This is a genomic window from Glycomyces terrestris (genome assembly GCF_003933745.1).
Lineage (GTDB): Bacteria > Actinomycetota > Actinomycetes > Mycobacteriales > Micromonosporaceae > Glycomyces > Glycomyces terrestris.
In genome coordinates this window covers 955,776-976,936 of sequence record NZ_RSEB01000001.1, presented here as the reverse complement: position 1 = coordinate 976,936, position 21,161 = coordinate 955,776, and the positions used below count along the sequence as shown (strand labels likewise).

Here is a 21,161-nt window from a genome sequence, read left to right as displayed (position 1 = left end):
AGGCATTGAGATGACCGCAGTGACATCGGTCGGTGCCGCAGCTCTGACTCCGGAGCAGCGCGAAGCCTTCGATCGGGACGGCTACCTCATGATCCGCGGCGCCCTCGACGCCGACGAGATCAAACGGTGCTCGGACGCCCTCGACAGAGTCTACGAGCTCGAGAAGGAGGCCGGCCGGCTCAGCCCCGAGGGCGCCATGCACCGCCTCGACGCCGTCACCTCCTGCCCGGAACTCGCGTTCCTGCTCAACCACCCCCGCACCTTCCACTACGTCTGGTCGATCCTCGGCTGGAACTTCCACGTCTACCACTCCCACGTGGACAAGCACCCGCCGATCGCCGGCAAGCGGCCCTTCCGCTTCGAATGGCACCAGGACGGCGGCCGCCAGAACCGCGAGACCGAGACCGAGCCGCGCCCGCGCCTCTCGGTCAAGCTCGCGTACTTCTTCACCGACCTCTCCGCCGAGGGCCGCGGCAACACCAAGATCGTCCCCGGCTCCCACAAGTGGAACCGCATCGACGGCCCGCCGCGCCGCGACATGGAGTGGCCCGACCCCGAGGGCGCCATCGAGGTCACCGGCAACGCCGGCGACGTCATGTTCTTCGACCGCCGCATCTGGCACGCGCGCAGCGACAACTACTCCGACCTCACCCGCAAGGTCGCGTTCTTCGGGTTCACGCCGCGCTGGATCCGCGCCCGCGACCTCGTCGACGACCTTCCGAACCAGCCGTGGTGGAACGACCTCGACCCGGTCCAGCAGCAGCTCCTCGGCGGGCACATGCCCACCGGCGACCACGGCTGGGGCCACTACCCGAAGGAGACGCCGCTCTACAACTGGCTGGCCGAGCGTGACCTCCTCGACCCGTCCTACCCGCCCCTGCGCCCGTAACGCCCCCGCCATGGCAGTCTGAGCGCATGAGCCACGACGACCTCGCCCGCGACCTCTTCAACCGCTCGCACCTGACCGGCGAGTTCACGCTCCGGTCCGGAGTGGTCGCGCACGAGTACTTCGACAAGTACCTGTTCGAGTCCGACCCGGTCCTGCTGCGGCGCATCGCCGAAGCGCTCGCGCCGCTGGTGCCCGCGCACGGCGTGGACGCGCTCGCGGGCCTGGAGACCGGCGGCATCCCGATCGCGGTGATGCTCTCGCAGGTGACGGGCCTTCCTGCCCTGTTCGTGCGCAAGGAGGCCAAGACCTACGGCACCTGCCGCCTCGCCGAGGGCGGCGAGGTCGACGGCCGGCGGCTGTTCATCGTGGAGGACGTGGTCACCTCCGGCGGCGCCGTCCTCGACGCCGTCGGCGAACTGCGCGAGCGCGGCGCGGTCGTCGAGCAGGGCGTGTGCGTCATCGACCGCGAGTCGGGCGGGCTGAAGAACCTGGCCGACATCGGCATCGAGCTCAAGGCCCTGTTCACCATGACGGAGCTGAAGACCGCCGGCGCGAAGTGAGGCGAACGGAACGGGGCCGGGCGGATCGCCCGGCCCCGTTCCGTGTCCGTCTACCTGGCCCAGAGCCAGATCTCGGCGCCCTTCGGGTGCTCGCTGCCCGCGTCCAGTGACTGGTCGAAGACCGTTCCGGTGAACCAGATCTGCGCGGTCTTCACCGTGAACCCGAGCGACTCGAGCTCCTCGGTGGCCTCCTCGATGTCCATGCCGACGACGTCGGGGACCTCGACCGGCTCGGGGCCGTCGCTGACGACGAGGGCGACCGCGTCGCCCGGCCCGGCGGGCGCGTCGGCCGCCGGGGTCTGCTCGATGACCGACCCGGCCGGGATCGTGTCGCTGTAGCGCCTGGTCACCTCGCCGAGCTCGAGGCCCTCGGCCTCCAGCGCCGCCTGCGCGTCCGCCTCGGCCAGGCCGACCACGTCGGGGACCGTGAGCGGCGGGTACCCGTCGGAGACGTACAGCGTCACCGGCGTCCCGGACTTCACCTCCTCGCCCGCGGGCGGGTCGGTGCGCGTCACCTGCCCCGGCTCGGTGAACTCGGTGCTGTACTCGTGCTCCACGGTGACCTCGGCGTCGAAGGCCGCGAGCGCCTCGCGCGCGTCCGCCTCCGTCTCGCCCGCGAGGTCGGGCACCGGGAACCGCTCGGGCCCGAGCGAGACGACCACGGTGATCACCGCGCCCTCGCGGATGCGGTCGCCGACCTCGGGGTCCTGCGAGACGATCCCGCCGATCGGCACCGACGCGCTGTAGTCCTCCTCGATGCGGATCTCGAAGCCCTGCTCCAGGCCGTAGGCCGCGACGGTGTCGCGGGTCTGGTCGAGCAGCGACGGCGTCGCCGTGTACCGGCCGATGCCGATCCACCAGCCCGCGGCCGCGACCGAGACGAGCACGGCCGCGATGAGCCCCAGCGTGACCAGGGCCTTCCAGTTCCGCTTCGCCTTCGGGTGGTCGACGACCATCGTCGTCTGCACGGCCCGGGTCGGACGCGGCACCTGGCCGGTCGTGCCCGGCACGTGGCCGAGGTCGACGGCCTGGAGCCGCCGCAGGAACGCCCCGGCGTCGACCGGGCGCTGCCCGGGCCGGCGCGCCGCGGCGGCGGTGACGAGCTCGGCCAGGCCCTCCGGCACGTCGGGGGTCGTGAGCCGCGGGGACGGCACGTCCTCCTCGACGTGGCGGCGCGCGACGGCCCCCGAGTCCGGCCCGTCGAACGGGACCTCCCCGGTCAGCAGCTCGTACAGCAGGATCGCGGTCGAGTAGACGTCGCTCGCGGTCGTCGCCGGCCTGCCGCCGACGAGCTCGGGCGCGACGTACGCGGCGGTCGCCACGAGCGGCCCGCCGGTGTCGCGGTCGCCGTGGACGGCCTCGGCCAGGCCGAAGTCCACCACCTTGACGCGGTCGCCGCGGCCGCCGTTCTTGAGCAGGATGTTCTCGGGCTTGATGTCGCGGTGCACGAGCCCGGCGTCGTGGGCGGCCTGGAGCCCGTCGAGGAGCTGCGAGCACACCTCCACGGCCTCCTCGATCCGCAGGCGGCGCCGGCGGTTGAGCAGCTCGCGCAGCGTCGTCCCCGGCACGTACTCCATGACGACGTACGGCAGCCCCTCGTGGACGCCCTGGTCGAAGACGGCCACGATGTTCGGGTGCGAGAGCCGGGCGATGGTGCGGGCCTCGTGCGTGAACGCCGTGAGGTCGAACCCGTCCGCGCGCCCGGCGGTGATCATCTTCACGGCCACGGTGCGGTCGAGCCGCTCGTCCTCGGCCTCGTAGACGTCCGCCATGCCGCCCTGGGCGATCAGCCGCTCGAGCCGGTAGCGCCCGTCGACGAGCGCACCGGTCAGGTCCCCGGTCGTCGTTGTCAACCCGCACCTCCTACACCTGCTGACAGTGTATGAGCTTGCGTCTCTCGCTACAGGACCTCGGCCCCGGGGAACACCGGTTTGTCAGGGGCCACAACGCCGAGCCGCTTCGTCGCCCGCGTCAGCGCCACGTACAGGTTCCGCAGCCCCGTCGCCGCGACCGCGTCCGGGTCCACCACGATCACCGAGTCGAACTCGAGCCCCTTGGCCTGCTTCACCGTCAGCACCGAGGCGTCGGCGATCCCCGCCAGGCCCGCGGCCCGCTCCGCGGTCGTCACGACCGCCACCGAGCCCTCCCCGACGATCCGCTTCTCGGCCGCGACCTGCTCCTCGACCACCCGGTCGAGCTCCTCCCCGGCGACCTCCAGCCACGGCTCGTGCCCGGACTCGCGCACCGACCGCGGCCGGGGCGCGTCGATCCCGATCGCGTCGAGCACCCGCACCGCGACGTTCATGATCTCCTTCGGCGTCCGGTACGACACCGTCAGCTGCTCGGCCCGCCACACCAGGTCGGCGTCGCCGAACACCGCGCCCCAGCTCGCCGGCGCCGCCGGGCCCGCCGCCTGCGCGAGGTCCCCGGCCACCGTGAACGACCGGGTGACGCACCGGCGCAGCAGCGCCCGCCACTCCATCGGCGACAGCTCCTGCGCCTCGTCCACGATCACGTGCCCGAAGATCCAGCGCCGGTCCGCCGCGGCCCGCTCGGCCACCGACACGAACCGCTCGTCCACCTGCCGCTCGCCGAGCCAGAACTCGTCGATGACGTCGGTCGCCTGGAGCAGCTCCGACTCCTCGTCCTCGAAGTCGAACGACGCCGACCCCTGCGCGATGGTGAGCACGTCCTGCGCGTACGCGATCTGCTCGGCGCTCGGCCCGCCCGGGCGCTGCGCCCGCTCGACCTCGCCGAGGTGCTCGGCCGCCTCGTCGAGCAGCGCCACGTCGGCCTCGCTCCACCCGCCCGGCCGCCGGTGCAGCAGCGCGCGCTCCTCCGGCCCCAGCACCGCCGCCGCCGACGCGATCCGCTCGCGCGACGCGAACAGGTCCTCCAGCAGCTCCTCGGGCGTCAGCTCCGGCCACAGCTCCTCGATCTGGCCGCGGATCACCGGGTCGGAGGCGATCTCGACCGCGAACTGCGCCCGGTCCGCCAGGCCCAGCAGGTTCTCCCCGCCGAGCGGGTCCTCCCCGATGATGTCCGCGTACTGCGTCGCCAGGTCGGCGATGACCCGCTTGTGGAACGTCTCCCGGGCCTCGTTGTGCGCCAGGCCCGTCTCGCGCGCCGCGTCCCGCGCCGCCGTGATCTTCTCCGGTCGCAGCCACAGCTCGTGCCCCTCGAAGTCCACCGGCAGCGGCTCGCGCGGCACCACCTGCCGGTCGGCCACCGCGCTGGCGATGACCCCGGCCATGACGGCCCGGCCCTTGACGGCCGCCACCGCCTCGGTCTCGGGCCGGTCGGCCGCGATCCCGGGCACCAGCTGCGCGGGCGTGCGCAGCAGCACGTCGGTCTCGGCCAGGCCCGGCAGCACCTCGGAGATGTAGCGCAGGAACTGCTTCCCGGGCCCGATGATGAGCACGCCCTGGCGCTTGAGTCGGTCGCGGTGCTCGTACAGCAGGTACGCGGCCCGGTGGAGCGCGACGGCGGTCTTGCCGGTGCCCGGCGCGCCGTCGACGATCATGACGCCCTCCAAGGGCGCCCGGATGATCCGGTCCTGCTCGGCCTGGATCGTCGCCACGATGTCCTTCATCGTGCCCGTCCGGGCCGCGTCGAGCGCCGCCATCAGGGCGCCCTCGGACCCGATCGTGGAGCCCGAGTCCGCGGCCGCGTCCAGGTCCAGGACCTCGTCGTTCACCGACCGGATGCGCCGGCCCCGGGTGTGCAGGTGGCGGCGGCGGCGTACGCCGGCCGGGTTCGCGGCGGTCGCCAGGTAGAACCGGCGCCCGGCCTCCGAGCGCCAGTCCACCAGCAGCTGCTCGCCGCCCTCGGCGTGGATGCCGATGCGCCCCAAGTACATCGGGGCCTCATGAGGGTCGATGTAGTCGAGCCGCCCGAAGCACAGGCCCTCCTCGACGGCGTCGAGGAGCGCGATCCGGCGGCGGTACAGCAGCGTCTCGGCGTCCCGCTGCGAGCGCTCCTGGTCGTTCTCCACGTGCCGCCGGCCGGCCTCGCCGAGCCGCTCGGCGGCCTCGTCGCGGAGCCGGTCGACGCGGGCGTACAGGCCGTCCAGGCGGACCTGCTCGGCCCTGGCGGCGGGAGTGATGGCAGCGGACACGGCTCTCCTCTGAGACGGAGCGGATGATGTGGGGGCGCTGACGTCGCGCGCGAGGGCCACCGCCGATGGACGGCCTCGCCTGCGCGCCGTGCCGATCGCGGTGGAACTGATCAACCTTACCGCCGCCGGGGCCGCTCCGTCTCGTTCCGCGGCAAGGCCCCTGATCACCTCACCGACACCGCCCCCGACCCCGGGCCCGCCGTTGGTTACGGTATAGGCCGTTTTGACTGCCCCTCTCGGCGTGACTGGAGATACTGACGAAATGGCAAGAGAGCAATGGGGGAGCCGGGTCGGGTTCATCCTGGCCGCCGTCGGCTCGGCCCTCGGGCTCGGGAACATCTGGCGCTTCCCCGGCGTCGCCTACGAGAACGGCGGCGGCGCCTTCCTCCTCCCCTACCTCGTGGCCCTGTGCACCGCGGGCATCCCCCTCCTCATCCTGGAGTTCACCATCGGCCGCCGCTACCGCGGATCGGCCCCCGTCGCGTTCCGCCGCATCCACCGCAACGCCGAGTTCCTCGGCTGGTGGCAGGTCGCCATCGCGATCGTCATCGGCGTCTACTACGCGGTGATCATCTCGTGGGCCGCCTGGTACGCGTGGTTCTCGGTCGAGAAGCAGTGGGGCGAGGACCCCGCGACGTTCCTCATGGCCGACTTCCTCCAGGCCGGCGACCTGTACGACTTCGGCACCTGGCTGCCCGGCCTCGGGGTCGCGCTGGCGCTGGTGTGGGTCGCGACCCTGGTCGTGATCGGCGCCGGCGTCAAGAAGGGCATCGAGGCGAGCAGCAAGGTGTTCATCCCGCTGCTGATCGTCCTGTTCGGCGCGCTGGTGGTGCAGTCGCTCACCCTCGACGGCGCGGTCGACGGCCTAAACGCGTTCTTCACCCCCGACTGGGAGGCGATCCGCGGCCCGCAGGTGTGGCTCGCGGCCTACAGCCAGATCTTCTTCACGCTGTCGGTCGGCTTCGGCATCATGGTCACCTACGGTTCCTACCTCAAGCGCAGGTCCGACATCACCACCTCGGCGTGGACGGTGGGCATGTCGAACTCGTTCGGCGAGATCCTGGCCGGCATCGCGGTGTTCGCCGTGCTCGGCTTCCTCGCGTTCGAGACCGGCGTGCCGATCGACGAGCAGTCCTACCAGGGCGTGGGCCTGGCGTTCATCGCGTTCCCGGCGATCATCAACACGCTGCCGTACCTGGCCGGCCTGTTCGGGGTGCTGTTCTTCCTCTCGCTGGTCGTGGCCGGCTTCGCCTCGCTCATCAGCGTGGTCGAGGTCCCCGTCGCCGCGGTCGAGGACCGCTTCGGCTGGAGCCGCCGCAAGTCCGTCGGCATCGTCGGCGGCGGCATGGCGATCGTCTCGGTCGCGCTGTTTCCCACGGTCAACGGCCTCATGCTGCTGGACGTGACCGACTACTTCATCAACAACTACGGCATCGCCGTGGCCGCCCCGGCCGCGATCATCGCCGTGGTCTGGGTGCTGTGGAAGTGGAAGGAGCTGCGGGACAACGCGAACGCGACCTCGGTGTTCAAGGTCGGCCCGATCTGGGTCACCTGCCTGGGCGTGGTCACCCCGCTGGCGCTGACCGTGATCCTGTTCCTGAACGTGCGCGACCTCGTGACGGCGGGGCCCGAGGACGTGAACGCGGCCTACCACCAGTACCAGGCATTCGGCTGGGCCGTCGCGGGCGGCTCGCTCGCGTTCGCCTTCGTCATGGCGCTCCTGCTGCGCCGCAAGGAGACCCCGCCGTTCATGACCGAAGAGGAAGTCCACGACGTGGAGGAGGCCGCCCGATGAGCGCCAGTGCGATCACCATGCTGGTCATCTCGATCCTCGTGGTCGGCGGCGGCCTGCTCGCCTCCGTGATCACGCTGATCAACCACCCGGAGTCCGAAGAGGACTGAGGCACCGACCGCCGGCGGCGGCCGCGCACGGATCGTGCGCGGCCGCCGCCGTTCTGTGTGGAAAGGCGCCGCTTCGCCGAAACGCCCGAAAATCCGCCGCCGACCCCCTTGTGTCGTCTCCCACAAACTGTTAGGTTACTTTTTAATTCATGTCGTCGCAGGTAGGAAGTGTTACGACATTGAAGGGAATCGCTGAATCCAACGTTTTGATGGGAGACGACGATGCGCAAGCCGCGCAAGATCATCCTGTCCATCGCCGGCGCCGCGACCCTCGCGGTCTCGGCCTCCATGGCCGCCCTGGCCTGGGGTCACGGCTACACCTCCGACCCGCCCTCCCGCTCGGCGCTGTGCGCCAGCGGGGAGGTCACCGATTGCGGGGCCATCTCCTATGAGCCCCAGAGCGTCGAGGGCCCCAAGGGCTTCCCGGCGGCCGGTCCCGCGGACGGCGAGATCTGCTCCGCCGGCCACGACACCTTCGCCGAGCTCGACGACCCGCGCGGCGGCAACTGGCCCACCACCTCGGTGAGCGCCGGTCCGCGGACCTTCACGTGGACCATGACCGCCCGGCACTCCACCGCCACGTTCGACTACTACATCACCAACGCGAGCTACGACCCGACGCAGCCGCTCACGCGCGCCGACCTCGGGCTCACGCCGATCGCGTCGTTCCGCATGGGCGGCGCCCAACCCGACCACACGATGACCCAGACCGTGACGCTCCCGGCGCGCACCGGCCAGCACCTGGTCCTCGCGGTGTGGAACATCGCCGACACCGCGAACGCCTTCTACTCGTGCATCGACGTCGACTTCGGCGGCGGGTCCGGCGACCCGACCGACCCGCCGACCTCGACCGACCCCGGCACCGGCGAGGGCTGCTCGGCCGCGGCCTGGGCCGCGACCGCGGTCTACACCGGCGGCAGCAAGGTCACGCACGAGGGCGCGGCCTACACCGCCTCCTGGTGGACGCAGGGCGAGGAGCCCGGCACCACCGGCGAATGGGGGGTCTGGAAGCGGACCTCCGACTGCTAGGCGGTCCGCAGGGGCCGCCCGGTTCCCCGACCGGGCGGCCCGCGGCGCGCATCACGCTTGACAGCGCCGCGGGGGCGCGGCTACGGTTGTCCCGTCCTTGTCCCCGACGTTAGGCACTCACTTGATTCTCTAGGTCGCAGACATCGCGTCAGCACGTCTCTGCGCACGTGCACGGTGTGTCTTCGATCGAGAGTGCCCATTCCCGGGGACCGTCTCCTCCGCCGCTGCGGCGCGATGTCTCTCATGTGATCCCGCTTCGACACTCACCTGAGAGAGGTCTCATGACCACCTATATCAACGTCCAGCAGCTGCGCTTCGCCTGGCCGGAGGGCGAGCGCGTCTTCGACGGCGTCGACGTCGTGTTCTCGGACGGCCGCACCGCCCTCGTCGGCGACAACGGCACCGGCAAGTCCACGCTCATGCGCCTGGTCGCCGGGCTCCTCAAGCCCGAGTCCGGGTCGATCACCGCGTCGGGCCTCATCGAGTACCTGCCGCAGGAGCTCCCGCTGCGCCTCGGCGACACCGTCGCCGACCTGCTCGGCATCGCCGGGAAGCGCAAGGCGCTCCTGGCGATCGAGTCCGGCGACGCGGGGGAGGAGCACTTCGCCGCCATCGGCGACGACTGGGACTTCCTCGACCGCTCGCGCGTGGCCCTCGACGAGCTGGGCCTCGACCACGTCGGCTTCGACCGGACCGTCGCGACCCTGTCCGGCGGCGAGTCGATGCTCGTGGGCCTGGCCGGGCGGCTCGTGCGCCGACCCGACGTGCTCCTGCTCGACGAGCCGTCGAACAACCTCGACGCCACCGCGCGCGGCCGCCTCTACCAGGCGATCCGCCGCTTCAACGGCACGCTCGTGGTCGTCAGCCACGACCGGGCGCTCCTGGAGCACGTCGACGCCGTCGCCGAGCTCTACAAGGGGCGCATCCGGGTCTTCGACGGCCCCTTCAGCGCCTACGAGCAGGTCATCGCCGCCGAGCAGGAGGCCGCGGCCCGCGCCGTGCGCGACGCCAAGCAGGACCTGACGCGGCAGCGGAAGGAACTCGTGGCGACCCGCATCCAGAACGACAAGGGCGCGGCCGCGTGGAAGCGCGAGCGCGACCGCGGCGGCACGCCGAAGATCCTCCTCAACGGCAAGAAGAACGCCGGCGAGGTCTCCTCGGCGAAGATCCTCCTGTCCAAGCAGGAGGACGTCGCGGAGGCGCGCGAGCGCCTCGACGCGGCCGAGGAGGCCGTGCGCGACGACGGCGCGATCAACGTGGACCTGCCGGAGACGAGCGTCTCGACGCACCGCGAGATCGCGGTCATCAAGGGCCTCGACGCGGACGGCCTGTACGGCGAGGGCCTGGGGCTGCACCTGCGCGGGCCCGAGCGGGTCGCGATCACCGGCGACAACGGCTCGGGCAAGACCACGCTGCTGCGCGCGATCGCGGCCGCCGCCCGGGTGCCGCACGGGTTCCTCACACAGCGGCTCGAACTGCTCGACGAGGACGCGACGGTGCTCGACAACGTGCGCGCCGCGGCGCCCGAGGCCGACCAGTCGGTCCTGCGGACCCGCCTGGCGCGCTTCGGGATGCGCCGCGACGCGGTGTTCCAGCGGGTCGGCACGCTCTCGGGCGGGCAGCGGCTGCGGGCGGCGCTCGCGACCGTGCTGTCCTCCCAGCCGGCGCCGCAGCTGCTCCTGCTCGACGAGCCGACGAACAACCTCGACATGTCCTCGACCCGGCAGCTCCAGCAGGCGCTCACGGCGTTCCAGGGCGCGCTCGTGGTCGTCAGCCACGACGAGGCGTTCCTTGACGGGCTCGGCCTGACGCGACGGGTCGAGCTGGTGCGCGGCGAGGGGATCGCCGCGGACGTCCCGGTCGCGGCCGGGGTCTGACACCCGCCGCCGCGGCCGGCCGCAGGGCCGGTCGCGGCGGCCACCGTGCACGACCGTGGGCGCCGGACACGGCCGCGCAATCCCGCGACGGCGGCCCGGTCGGCCCGATACTGGTGTGGCCGAACGACGAAGGAGCGCCCATGCAGTCCCGCCGAGCCACCGCGACGACCGCCGCGATCGCGGCCGCCCTCCTCACCGCCGCCGCCGCGGGGTGCGGGAGCGACGCCGAGGACGGCGGGGACCTCGGCGGCTCCTGGACCGCGGCCCTGGCGACGACCGCGGCGTGGTCGGCGGTCGACCCGAACGGCCACGGCACCGCCGACGTCTCCACCGGCGACGGCACCCGCGTCCAGCTCGCCGTCGCCGGCCTAGCCGCCTCGACCGAGTACACCGCGCACGTCCACGACGGCGAGTGCGACGACACCCCGCCCGGCGGCGGCCACTGGCTCGCCGACCCCGACGGCGAGGACGCGGCCGGCAACATCGTGGAGCTCGTCTTCACCACCTCCGAGACCGGCACCGGCGAGGTCACCGAGTCGAGCGGCCTCGTCCTCGACGACCGCGCCGAGTCGATCGTCGTCCACGCCCCCGACGCGATCATGACCGCCGAAGGCCTCACGGACAACCGCGTCCTGTGCGGCGACCTCGAGGACTGACGGCCCGGTGCCGAACGGCTCCGAACGCCGTCGAGACGCAGGCCGAACAGCCCCGAACGCGGCCGAGCCGCAAGCGGGGTACCCGACACGAGCGCGCCCTCGGATGCGAGTCCCCCTCGCCTCGCAGTGATGTCAGACCTGCCGGGCAGCATTGCAATCGGGGGTCCCCCGAAGTCCGATTCGCGGAGACGCTCCCGACTCCCGCCGGGCGGGCCACACCCGGCGATAATGCATGGCGCGCAGCGCCGCCGCCCGCGTATCCTTGCCTATCGTCATGCCCAGCAGCGCCCAAGACTCCCGTCCCAGCCTGCGCGAGCGCGTCTCCGCGCTGCGCACGGCCGATCAGCGCGCCCTGAAGCGGCGCCTGCGGGAGGCCCGCGAGCTCGACGGCCAGGCCCGCGCCGACGCGTACGCGCGCCTCGAAGCCGACGTCGCCGCCAAGGAGGCCGCGCTCGCGGCCCGCGCGGCCGGCGTCCCGACGATCGTCTACCCCGAAGAGCTGCCCGTCTCGCAGCGCAAGGACGACATCCTCGAGGCGATCCGCGACCACCAGGTCGTCATCATCGCGGGCGAGACCGGCTCCGGCAAGACCACGCAGATCCCGAAGATCTGCCTCGAACTCGGCCGCGGCGTGCGCGGCATGATCGGCCACACGCAGCCGCGCCGCATCGCGGCCCGCGCCGTCGCCGAGCGCATCGCCGAGGAGCTGCGCTCCCCGCTCGGCGAGGCCGTCGGCTGGAAGGTCCGCTTCACCGACCAGGTCTCCGACGCGTCCTACGTCAAGCTGATGACCGACGGCATCCTGCTCACCGAGATCCAGCACGACCGGCTCCTGAGCGCCTACGACACGATCATCATCGACGAGGCCCACGAGCGCAGCCTCAACATCGACTTCATCCTCGGCTGCCTCAAGCAGATCCTCCCCAAGCGCCCCGACCTCAAGGTCATCGTCACCTCCGCGACCATCGACCCCGAGCGCTTCGCGAACCACTTCGCCTCCGGCGGCAGGCCCGCCCCGATCCTCGAGGTCTCCGGCCGCACCTACCCCGTCGAGGTCCGCTACCGGCCCCTGCGGGACGAGGAGGGCGACGAGGACCGCGACCAGATCGACGGCATCCTCGACGCCGTCGACGAGCTGTCCCGCGCCGGCGACGGCGACATCCTCGTGTTCCTCTCCGGCGAGCAGGAGATCCGCGACACCGCCGACGCCCTGGAGAAGGCGAAGCTCCGCCACACCGAGATCCTGCCGCTGTACGCGCGCCTGTCCGCGCAGGAGCAGCACCGCGTCTTCTCCTCCCACACCGGCCGCCGGATCATCCTCTCCACCAACGTCGCCGAGACCTCCCTGACCGTCCCCGGCATCCGCTACGTGATCGACGCCGGGTACGCCCGCATCTCCCGCTACTCGGCCCGCACCAAGGTCCAGCGCCTCCCGATCGAGCCGATCAGCCAGGCCAGCGCCAACCAGCGCGCCGGCCGCTGCGGCCGCGTCGCCGAGGGCATCTGCATCCGGCTGTACTCCGAGGAGGACTTCAACGCCCGCCCGGAGTTCACCGACGCCGAGATCCTGCGCACCAACCTCGCCTCCGTCATCCTCCAGATGACCGCCGCGAAGCTCGGCCGCGTCGAGACGTTCCCGTTCGTCGACGCCCCCGACTCGCGGAACATCAAGGACGGCATGGACCTCCTCGTCGAGCTCGGCGCCCTCGAGGACGTGCGGGCGGGGGAGCGGCGCCTCACCCGGACCGGCCGCGACATCGCCCGCCTGCCCATCGACCCGCGCCTGGCCCGCATGATCCTCCAGGCCCGCGAGGAGGGCTGCGTCCACGAGGTCGCCGTCATCACCGCCGCGCTGTCCATCCAGGACCCGAAGGAGCGCCCGGCCGACAAGCGGGCCCAGGCCGACCAGTCGCACGCCCGGTTCAACGACCCGGACTCCGACTTCTCCGCGTACCTGAACCTGTGGCAGTACCTCGAAGGCGAGCGCCGCACCCGCTCCTCCAGCTCGTTCCGCCGCATGTGCAAACAGGAGTACCTGCACTACCTGCGCATCCGCGAGTGGCAGGACCTCGTCCGCCAGATCCAGGGCGTCCTCAAGAGCCTGAAGATCCCGGTCCAGCCGACCGAGCCCGCCCCGGACGCCAAGCGCATCCACACCGCGCTCCTCGCCGGCCTGCTCTCCCACATCGGCGTCAAGGAGGCCGACACCCGCGAGTACCTCGGCGGCCGCAACGCCAAGTTCGCGATCTTCCCCGGCTCCGGCCTCGCCAAGAAGCAGCCGCGCTGGGTCGTCGCCGGCGAACTGGTCGAGACCAGCCGCCTGTGGGGCCGCGTGTGCGCCAAGATCGAGCCCGAATGGGTCGAGCCGCTCGCGCAGCACCTCGTCAAGCGCACCTACTCCGAGCCGCACTGGTCCAAGCGCTCCGGCGCCGTCCTCGCGTTCGAGCGCGTCACCCTCTACGGCGTCCCGATCGTCGCCCGCCGCAAGGTCAACTTCGGACGCATCGACCCGGTGACGAGCCGCGAGCTGTTCCTCCGCCACGCCCTCGTCCAAGGCGAGTGGGAGACCCACCACAAGTTCCTCGCCCGCAACCTCGCCAAGATCGGCGAGGTCGAGGAGCTGGAGAGCCGGGTCCGCCGGCGCGGCCTCCTCGCCGACGAACAGACCCTCTTCGACTTCTACGACGAGCGCGTCCCCGCCGACGTCGTCTCCGGCCGCCACTTCGACGCCTGGTGGAAGCGGGAGCCGGACAAGACCCTCCTCGACTTCGACGAGGCCCTGCTCCTGGGCGACCGCGCCGAGGACGTCGCCGCCGACGCCTACCCCGAGGTCTGGACCTCCGAGGGCGCCGACCTCGACCTCGACTACGAGTTCGAGCCCGGTTCGGCCCGCGACGGCGTCACCGTCGCCGTCCCGCTCCCCGCGCTCCAGCAGCTCGACCAGGACGCGTTCACCTGGCAGGTCCCCGGCCTGCGCGCCGAGTTCGCCGAGGCCCTCATCAAGAGCCTCCCGAAGTCGCTGCGCCGCAGCTTCGTGCCCGCCCCCGACTTCGCCAGGGCCGCCGTTGCCCGCATGGCCCCGGCCCCCGGCCGGCCCATGATGGCCGCGCTCGCCGACACCCTCAAGGCCATGACGAACGTGCACGTGCCCGCCGACGCCTTCGACCTCACCAAGGTCCCCGGGCACCTGCTCATGACGTTCCAGGTCAAGGACGAGGACGGCGCCGTCCTCGCCGAGGGCAAGGAGCTCGGGGCGCTCCAGCGCCAGCTCGCGCCCAAGACCCAGGAGGCCGCGGCCGAGGCCTTCGACCTCGAGCGGACCGGCCTGACCTCCTGGGACTTCGAGGAGCTGCCGAAGCTCCACGAGACCCCGCGCAAGGGCTACACCGCGAAGGCGTACCCCGCGCTCACCGACGAGGGCGCCAGCGTCGGCGTCAAGGCCTTCCCCGACCCGGGCTCGCAGGCCGCGAACATGTGGGCCGGCACCCGCCGCCTGCTCCGCCTGAACTGCCCCGACCCGCACCTGAAGGAAGTCCTCACCCGCAACGAGCAGCTCGCGCTCGCGACCGGGCCGTACGCGAACGTCGACGCGCTCCTGGCCGACTGCGTCCGCACCGTCCTCGACAAGGTCCTCATCGAAGGCGGCGGCCCCGCCTGGGACAAGGCGGGCTTCGAGGCGCTCCTCAAGCGCGCCCGGCCCGAGGTCGCGGGCGAGTCGCCCGCCGTCGCCCGCAAGGCCGCCGCGATCCTCACCGAGACCCGCGAGGCCGTGCGCCTCCTCGAAGGCAAGTTCGACTTCACGATGCTCGCGGCCATGAGCGACATGCGCCGCCAGCTCGACGGGCTCACCGGCGCCGACGGCTTCGTCGGCGCGACCGGCTGGTGGCGCCTGGACGACCTCCTCCGCTACGTCAAGGGCGTCGCCTACCGCGCGAAGCGCGTGGTCGCCGACGTCAACGGCGACAAGGCGAAGATGGACGTCGTCCACGCCCTGGAGGCCGAACGCGACGCGCTCGCCCGCGCCCGCCCGGCCGCCCTGCGCACCGGCGAGGGCCGCGAGGTCCGCTGGATGCTCGAGGAACTGCGCATCAGCTTCTTCGCGCAGCAGCTCGGCACCCGCTACCAGGTCTCCGAGAAGCGCATCAGGAAGCTCCTCCAGTCCCTCTGATCACGGACGCGACACGCGTTCGTGAAAACGGTCCCCGTGTCGGACCCAGGGTGCATGATCGACTTCCGTCTCCACGCTAAATACCGCGCTGGGATGATGCCAACAGGGCGTCAACCTGACATCATGAGAGCTGGCGCACACGCGCCGCGGAAACCAGAACCCTGCACACGCTTCCGAAGGAGGACGACGTGTCCCATCCCGGAACCACCGGCGACTACGCCATCGAGGTCGAAGGGCTCACCAAGCACTTCGGCGACCTCGTGGCCGTCGACCACATCGACCTGAACGCCCGCGCCGGCACCGTGCTCGGCGTCCTCGGCCCCAACGGCGCCGGCAAGACCACCATGGTCCGCATGCTCGCCACCCTCTCCCGGCCCACCGCCGGCACCGGCCGCGTCGGCGGCTACGACATCATCCGCAACGCCCCCGAGGTCCGGTCCCTCATCGGCCTCACCGGCCAGTTCGCCGGCATCGACGAACTCCTCACCGGCGAGGAGAACCTCCGCTTCATCGGCCGCCTCCTCGGCATGCCCACCCGGGACGCCAAGGCCCGCGCCCGCGAACTCCTCGCCCAGTTCAACCTCTCCGACGCCGCCGACAAGGCCGCCAAGGCCTACTCCGGCGGCATGCGCCGCCGCCTCGACCTCGCCGCCAGCCTCGTCGGCCGGCCCCGCATCCTCTTCCTCGACGAGCCCACCACCGGACTCGACCCCAGGGCCCGCGGCGAGCTCTGGGGACTCGTCCGCGGACTCGTCGCCGACGGCACCACCGTCCTGCTCACCACCCAGTACCTCGAAGAGGCCGACCAGCTCGCCCACGAGATCGCCGTCATCGACCACGGCAAGGTCATCGCCACCGGCACGCCCACCCAGCTCAAGGCCAAGATCGGCGGCCAGTCCCTGCGCATCCAGCCCGAGGACCACGCCCGCCTCGACGACCTCCTCGCCCTCGTCGCCGAGCGCTTCCCCGACCTTGAACCGGTCGTCTCCGCCGGCGCCGTCACCATCGGCGTCAACGACGAAGGCGTCATGCCGACCCTCGCCGCCGACCTCCGCGACCGCGGCATCGCCCTCACCGACTTCCACCTCGGCCTCTCCAGCCTGGACGAAGTCTTCCTGACCCTCACCGGCCACCGCACCGAGACCGACGACGAGAACGAGGAGGCCGCCCGATGACCGCCGCCACCATCGAGGCCCCCGCGCCCGCCCTCGGGCGCCCCGGCCTCGGCGCCACCGTCAGCCAGACCCTCTCCATGGCCTGGCGCCAGATGGTCCGCATCAAGCACAACCCGTTCGAACTCGTCGACCTCAGCCTCAGCCCGATCATGTTCCTGCTGCTGTTCGTCTACGTCTTCGGCGGCCAGATGGCCGGCTCCACCTCCGAGTACCTCCAGTACGTCCTCGGCGGCCTCATCGCCCAGAACGCCATCTTCCTCACCATGTACACCGGCACCGGCATCAACGCCGACCTCCGCAAGGGCGTCTACGACCGCTTCCGGTCGCTCCCGATCGCCCGCTCGGCGCCCCTGGCCGGGAAGATCTTCGCCGACATGTTCAAGCAGGTCTGGTCGATCCTCATCATGGTCCTGCTCGGCATGCTCATGGGCTTCGAGCTGCGCAGCGTCGGCTACGCCGTCCTTGCCACGCTCGTCCTGGTCGTGTTCGCGCTGGCGATCTCGTGGATCTCGGTCCTCATGGGCGTGGTCGCGGACTCCGAGGAGAAGGTCCAGATCTACGCCTTCGTGATCATCATGCCGCTCACCTTCACCTCCAGCGCCTTCGTCGACATCACCACGATGCCCGGCTTCATGCAGGCGTGGGCCAAGGTCAACCCGGTGACGCACCTGTCCGACGCGATGCGCGGCCTGCTGTCCTACGGCCCGATCTCCGAGCCGCTCATGTGGACGTTCGTGTGGGCGGCGGCGATCTTCGCGGTCACCGCGCCCCTCGCGATGCGCGCCTACAAGCGCAAGATGGTCTGACGCGACGAAGCGGGGCCGGTCGGAACGACCGGCCCCGCTCCCGCGTCCTCAGACCCGGGCGAGGACCCGGGGCGGCTCGGCCGGAGCCGCGGCCGGGGCCTTCGGCCGGCTCTGGAGCTGCGCCAGGAGGGTCGCGCCGAGGGCGGCGGCGAAGCCGGCCGTCTGGAGGACGGTGAACGTCTCGCCGGCGAGCAGCCAGCCGACCGTGGCGGCGGTGAGCGGCGAGAGCAGCCCCAGGAAGCTCAAGGGCACCACCGAGAGGCGGCCGATGCCGCGGAACCACAGCCAGTAGCCCAGCGCGGTGCTCACCAGGGTCAGGTAGAGGTAACCGAGGACGTTGGTCTGCGTCAGGGCCGGGACGCCGCCCTCGGCGAGGAACACGAGCGGGCCGAGCAGCAGGCCGCCGGCGGTGAGCTGCCAGCCCGCGAGGGCCGCGGGACCGGCGCCTTCGGGCAGGCCCCACTTCTTGGTGAGGACCACGGCGGTCGACATCGAGACCGCGCCGCCGACGCCGGCGAGGGCGCCGACCAGGTCGAGCCGGGCCTGCGCGGTGAGGACGACCATCGCGACGCCGGTGACGCCCGCGATGCCGAGCAGCCACGTGCGCAGCGGGACCCTGGTGTGCAGCACCAGGATCGTCATCGCGGCGGTGACGAGCGGGCCGACCGCGCCGAGGACCGCGGCGACCCCGCCGGGGAGCCGGAACGTGGCCGTGAACAGGAGCGCGAAGAACACCGCGATGTTCAGCAGGCCGATGACGCCGGACTTCCACCACCACGAGCCGCGCGGGAGCCGGCGTGACAGGACTATGAGCAGCAGGCCCGCGGGGAGCGCGCGGAGGAACGCCGAGAGGAAGGGCCGGTCGGCCGGGAGGAACTCGGTGGTCACGTAGTAGGTGGTGCCCCACATGACCGGGGCGAGGGCGGTGAGGAGGAGGTCCTTGGTGCTGCGGTTCACGACGGCTCCCTGAAGTAGCTTGGTTGTAAATAGCTTACATCAAAGTAGCTTGAAGTCAAGCTACTTGATCCCGAGTAATGTCACCGCCAGGTACGTCCGCGGTGTCACCGCAGGTGGGGGAGAATGTCGACCATGACTGACGACGCTGTGGACCGCATCATCGGCCAGTGGCACCGCGAGCTGCCCGAACTTCCCATGGAGTCCCTGGGCGCGATGGCCCTGTTCGGCCGCATCCACCGCATCTCGCAGAAGCTCGGCGCCCGCCTCCACGAGCTGCGCGCCCGCAAGGGCCTGGGGCGCAACGAGTTCGACGTGCTCGCCACGATCCGCCGCTCAGGGGAGCCCTACACGCTCTCGCCCAAGGAGATCAGCGCCGACATGATGCTCAGCTCCGGCGGGCTCACCGGCCGCCTCGACAAGCTCGAGGCCGCCGGGTTCGTCGAGCGCCTGCCCGACCCCGGCGACCGCCGCGGCCTCAAGGTCCGCATGACCGACCTCGGCCGCGAGGTCATCGAGGACTCCGTCCGCATCGGGATCGCGGTCCAGGACGAGGCCCTGTCCGTGCTCACTGACGCCGAGCGCGAGCAGCTCGCGGCGCTCCTGAAGAAGCTCCACGCCGGCTTCGAGGACCAGCCGTTCGACTAGCGGAGGCTCTAGGGCCGCAGGTCGATCTGGTAGTCGAACACCTCGTAGACGACCGTCGGGGCCGGGGGAGCGGCCGGGGCCGCCTCGGCGGGCGGGGCGGCCGGCGCCGGCGGGGCGAGCTCGCGCCACCGCGCGAGGGCGGTGCGGATCGTCGCGGGCGGGAACGGGCCGTGCTCGGCGGCCTCGTCCTCGGTCAGGAAGCCCTGCGCGACCTCGGCGCACAGCCGCGCGACCTCGGCGAGGTCCCGGGCCTGCGCCCGCGCCCACCAGTAGTCGCCGGGCTCGCCGTGGCCGGGCACCACGGTCCGCGGCTTCCAGCCGAGCAGGTACTCCACGGCCCGCGGCCACTCCAGCGGGAACGCCGAGTCGTAGGAGGGCGGCGCGCCCTCCTCCAGGAGGTCCCCGGCGAACAGGACGCCCGCGTCGGGCACCTCCACCACCATGTCGTTGTCGCTGTGCGCCAGCCCGACCTGCCGCAGGACCACGGTGCGCCCGCCGAGGTCGAGCCCGACCGCGCCCTGGACGCGGCAGTTCGGCGGGACCAGGCGGGAGGCCCCGATGCGCCGGGCGTCCTCCTCGCGGCCGTCGAGGCGGTACTTCGCGGCCCACTTCTGGCGCTGCGCGTCCCCGAAGGCGACGTAGTGCGCGCCGTCGGCGACGGCCCACACGGCCGACTCGCCGAACGCCGCGGTCCCGAACCAGTGGTCGAAGTGGTCGTGCGTGTACGCGATCTGCCACGGCCGGTCGGTGAGCTCCCGGACCGCCGTGGCGAGCGCGAAGCCCGCGTCCGCGCTCACGCCGGTGTCGATCACCAGGGCGCACTCGTCGCCGACCACCAGCCCGACGGTCTGGTCGAGCTCTTCGAGGCGGCGCGCCCACACCCGGTCGGCGACTTCGATCCAGCGGTCACTCATGCCCGCAATGGTATTCGGCCGCCGCCCGCGCGCGGCGGCCCGCGCCTTCCCGGAAGCGACCCGGCTCCCTCGGAGGAGGGGCGGCGGAGACCGCTCTCCCCGGCCGTTCTACCGTCGTCTCGAAGCATTTCCGAATGATGACCACCGGGTGTGGAAATCACTCGGTGCCCACGTCGTAATATGGCTTCGGTCCTGATTCCTCCCCACTTCAGGACACGGTTCCATCACGGAAAGACCGGCTTGTCGCTTTTTCCGGCCGTGTTAGTTTCGGGGGTGTTGCAAACCCCTCGTGTACGAAGGAGTACCACCCTTATGTACCTCAGTCGTCGTGGCCTGCTGTACGGATCGGCGGGCGCCGCAGCGGTGTCCTTGGCCGGATGCGGGGTCGGCGGTGAGGACGCGCCGCAGCTGACCGGCTTCACCGGGATCTCGATGCCGACCGACACCTCCGAGCGGTGGGTGATCGAGGGCCGGGCGCTGGAGGAGAACCTCAAGGGCCTGGGCTACGACGTGATCCACCAGAACGCCAAGGACGTGGTCGAGGACCAGATCGCGCAGATCCAGTCCATGGTCGAGGAGGGCGTGGAATTCCTCGTCATCGCGGCCATCGACAACAAGTCGCTCGGCCAGGTGCTGGCCGACGCGAAGGACCGCGGCGTCACGGTCATCGCCTACGACCGGCTCATCCTCGAGACCCCCGACGTCGACTACTACGCCTCGTTCAACAACTACCAGGTCGGCGTCCTCCAGGCGACGCACATCATCGACCGGCTCGGCATGCGCGAGAACCCGGGCCCGTTCAACGTCGAGCTGTTCTCCGGAGACCCCGGCGACAACAACTCGCAGTACTTCTTCCTCGGCGGCCTCGACACCCTCGAGAGCTTCATCTACAACGGCACGGTCGTGATCCCCTCCGGCCAGACCGAGCAGGACCCGACCTCCACCCAGGGCTGGAGCGGCGACGTCGCCAAGGAGCGTATGGAGGCGCTCCTCGACGAGTTCTACTCCGACGACCTCAGGCTCCACGCGGTCCTGTCGCCCTACGACGGCATCAGCCGCGGCGTGGTCGCGGCCCTGGCCGAGAACGACTACGAGCCCGGCTCCGACGACTTCCCGGTCGTCACCGGGCAGGACGCCGAGGCCGCCTCCGTCAAGGCCATCAAGGACGGCACCGGCCAGACCGAGACCGTCTTCAAGGACACCCGCCTGCTCGCGTCCACGGTCACCGAGATGGTCCAGGCCATCGTCGAGGGCGGCGAGCCGAAGGTCAACGACCTCGGCACCTACGACAACGGCTTCAAGTTCGTGCCCTCGCTCCTGCTTGACCCGGTCGACGTGACCGCCGAGAACTACGTCGAGGTCATCGTCGAGAGCGAGTACCTCACCGAGGAGCAGATCGACGCCGGCGAGGCGTAATCGCCGTCACGTCGCCGAGCGGCGCGACCGGACCGGTGTAGCGGGCCCGT

16 protein-coding genes are annotated in these 21,161 nt (G+C 71.5%); 12 read left to right on the top strand and 4 right to left on the bottom strand.

The window, feature by feature from the left end:
- Window positions 1-10 precede the first annotated feature (10 nt).
- On the top strand, window positions 11-889 hold the full coding sequence (locus tag EIW28_RS04645; protein ID WP_125246504.1) for a phytanoyl-CoA dioxygenase family protein: 879 nt from the start codon (window positions 11-13) through the stop codon (window positions 887-889).
- A 26-nt stretch (window positions 890-915) separates the two neighbouring features.
- Window positions 916-1,449, top strand: coding sequence for an orotate phosphoribosyltransferase (gene pyrE, locus EIW28_RS04640; protein ID WP_125246503.1), 534 nt, complete (start codon window positions 916-918; stop codon window positions 1,447-1,449).
- 50 nt (window positions 1,450-1,499) lie between these two features.
- Here the strand turns inward: pyrE and EIW28_RS04635 are convergent, their stop codons facing one another.
- On the bottom strand, window positions 1,500-3,302 hold the full coding sequence (locus EIW28_RS04635; protein ID WP_125246502.1) for a Stk1 family PASTA domain-containing Ser/Thr kinase: 1,803 nt from the start codon (window positions 3,300-3,302) through the stop codon (window positions 1,500-1,502).
- Between the two features lie 47 nt (window positions 3,303-3,349).
- Entirely contained in the window at window positions 3,350-5,566 is a 2,217-nt protein-coding gene (locus tag EIW28_RS04630; RefSeq protein WP_232013792.1) for a HelD family protein, read from the bottom strand.
- 262 nt (window positions 5,567-5,828) lie between these two features.
- Between EIW28_RS04630 and EIW28_RS04625 the strand changes: the two genes are divergently transcribed.
- From EIW28_RS04625 to EIW28_RS04590, 8 genes are all read left to right on the top strand, one after another.
- A complete protein-coding gene (locus EIW28_RS04625; RefSeq protein ID WP_125246500.1) occupies window positions 5,829-7,361 on the top strand; it encodes a sodium-dependent transporter in 1,533 nt (510 codons plus the stop codon).
- Window positions 7,358-7,468: a methionine/alanine import family NSS transporter small subunit gene (locus EIW28_RS04620; protein WP_125246499.1), complete on the top strand. Its 111-nt coding sequence runs from the start codon at window positions 7,358-7,360 to the stop codon at window positions 7,466-7,468. The genes EIW28_RS04625 and EIW28_RS04620 overlap by 4 nt, the downstream gene beginning before the upstream one ends.
- 222 nt (window positions 7,469-7,690) lie before the next feature.
- Window positions 7,691-8,497: a lytic polysaccharide monooxygenase auxiliary activity family 9 protein gene (locus EIW28_RS04615; RefSeq protein WP_125246498.1), complete on the top strand. Its 807-nt coding sequence runs from the start codon at window positions 7,691-7,693 to the stop codon at window positions 8,495-8,497.
- Between the two features lie 281 nt (window positions 8,498-8,778).
- Complete coding sequence (locus EIW28_RS04610) at window positions 8,779-10,374, top strand: ABC-F family ATP-binding cassette domain-containing protein (protein ID WP_125246497.1); 1,596 nt, start codon at window positions 8,779-8,781, stop codon at window positions 10,372-10,374.
- A 140-nt stretch (window positions 10,375-10,514) separates the two neighbouring features.
- Window positions 10,515-11,030, top strand: coding sequence for a hypothetical protein (locus EIW28_RS04605; protein ID WP_125246496.1), 516 nt, complete (start codon window positions 10,515-10,517; stop codon window positions 11,028-11,030).
- Between the two features lie 274 nt (window positions 11,031-11,304).
- Entirely contained in the window at window positions 11,305-15,198 is a 3,894-nt protein-coding gene (gene hrpA / locus EIW28_RS04600; protein ID WP_125246495.1) for an ATP-dependent RNA helicase HrpA, read from the top strand.
- Window positions 15,199-15,386: 188 nt separating this feature from the next.
- On the top strand, window positions 15,387-16,373 hold the full coding sequence (locus tag EIW28_RS04595; protein ID WP_125246494.1) for an ATP-binding cassette domain-containing protein: 987 nt from the start codon (window positions 15,387-15,389) through the stop codon (window positions 16,371-16,373).
- Window positions 16,370-17,179 (top strand): ABC transporter permease, encoded by an 810-nt coding sequence (locus EIW28_RS04590; protein ID WP_125246493.1) that lies wholly within the window; start codon window positions 16,370-16,372, stop codon window positions 17,177-17,179. The genes EIW28_RS04595 and EIW28_RS04590 overlap by 4 nt, the downstream gene beginning before the upstream one ends.
- 48 nt (window positions 17,180-17,227) lie before the next feature.
- On the opposite strand, the gene EIW28_RS04585 is transcribed toward EIW28_RS04590, so the two are convergent.
- Entirely contained in the window at window positions 17,228-18,136 is a 909-nt protein-coding gene (locus tag EIW28_RS04585; RefSeq protein WP_125246492.1) for an EamA family transporter, read from the bottom strand.
- Between the two features lie 132 nt (window positions 18,137-18,268).
- Between EIW28_RS04585 and EIW28_RS04580 the strand changes: the two genes are divergently transcribed.
- Window positions 18,269-18,781, top strand: coding sequence for a MarR family winged helix-turn-helix transcriptional regulator (locus EIW28_RS04580; RefSeq protein WP_197717060.1), 513 nt, complete (start codon window positions 18,269-18,271; stop codon window positions 18,779-18,781).
- Window positions 18,782-18,789: 8 nt separating this feature from the next.
- Here the strand turns inward: EIW28_RS04580 and EIW28_RS04575 are convergent, their stop codons facing one another.
- Window positions 18,790-19,695: an MBL fold metallo-hydrolase gene (locus EIW28_RS04575; protein ID WP_125246490.1), complete on the bottom strand. Its 906-nt coding sequence runs from the start codon at window positions 19,693-19,695 to the stop codon at window positions 18,790-18,792.
- Window positions 19,696-20,007: 312 nt separating this feature from the next.
- Here EIW28_RS04575 and EIW28_RS04570 point away from each other — a divergent pair, with 312 nt between their 5' ends.
- A complete protein-coding gene (locus EIW28_RS04570; RefSeq protein WP_125246489.1) occupies window positions 20,008-21,111 on the top strand; it encodes a substrate-binding domain-containing protein in 1,104 nt (367 codons plus the stop codon).
- Window positions 21,112-21,161: the final 50 nt, after the last annotated feature.

Bases quoted from the DNA above. Each gene is read 5' to 3' on its own strand.
- EIW28_RS04570 (WP_125246489.1), top strand. From the start codon at position 20,008: ATGTACCTCAGTCGTCGTGGCCTGCTGTACGGATCGGCGGGCGCCGCA.
- EIW28_RS04625 (WP_125246500.1), top strand. From the start codon at position 5,829: ATGGCAAGAGAGCAATGGGGGAGCCGGGTCGGGTTCATCCTGGCCGCC.
- EIW28_RS04590 (WP_125246493.1), top strand. From the start codon at position 16,370: ATGACCGCCGCCACCATCGAGGCCCCCGCGCCCGCCCTCGGGCGCCCC.
- EIW28_RS04580 (WP_197717060.1), top strand. From the start codon at position 18,269: ATGACTGACGACGCTGTGGACCGCATCATCGGCCAGTGGCACCGCGAG.
- pyrE (WP_125246503.1), top strand. From the start codon at position 916: ATGAGCCACGACGACCTCGCCCGCGACCTCTTCAACCGCTCGCACCTG.
- EIW28_RS04615 (WP_125246498.1), top strand. From the start codon at position 7,691: ATGCGCAAGCCGCGCAAGATCATCCTGTCCATCGCCGGCGCCGCGACC.
- EIW28_RS04620 (WP_125246499.1), top strand. From the start codon at position 7,358: ATGAGCGCCAGTGCGATCACCATGCTGGTCATCTCGATCCTCGTGGTC.
- hrpA (WP_125246495.1), top strand. From the start codon at position 11,305: ATGCCCAGCAGCGCCCAAGACTCCCGTCCCAGCCTGCGCGAGCGCGTC.
- EIW28_RS04645 (WP_125246504.1), top strand. From the start codon at position 11: ATGACCGCAGTGACATCGGTCGGTGCCGCAGCTCTGACTCCGGAGCAG.
- EIW28_RS04610 (WP_125246497.1), top strand. From the start codon at position 8,779: ATGACCACCTATATCAACGTCCAGCAGCTGCGCTTCGCCTGGCCGGAG.
- EIW28_RS04605 (WP_125246496.1), top strand. From the start codon at position 10,515: ATGCAGTCCCGCCGAGCCACCGCGACGACCGCCGCGATCGCGGCCGCC.
- EIW28_RS04575 (WP_125246490.1), bottom strand. From the start codon at position 19,695: ATGAGTGACCGCTGGATCGAAGTCGCCGACCGGGTGTGGGCGCGCCGC.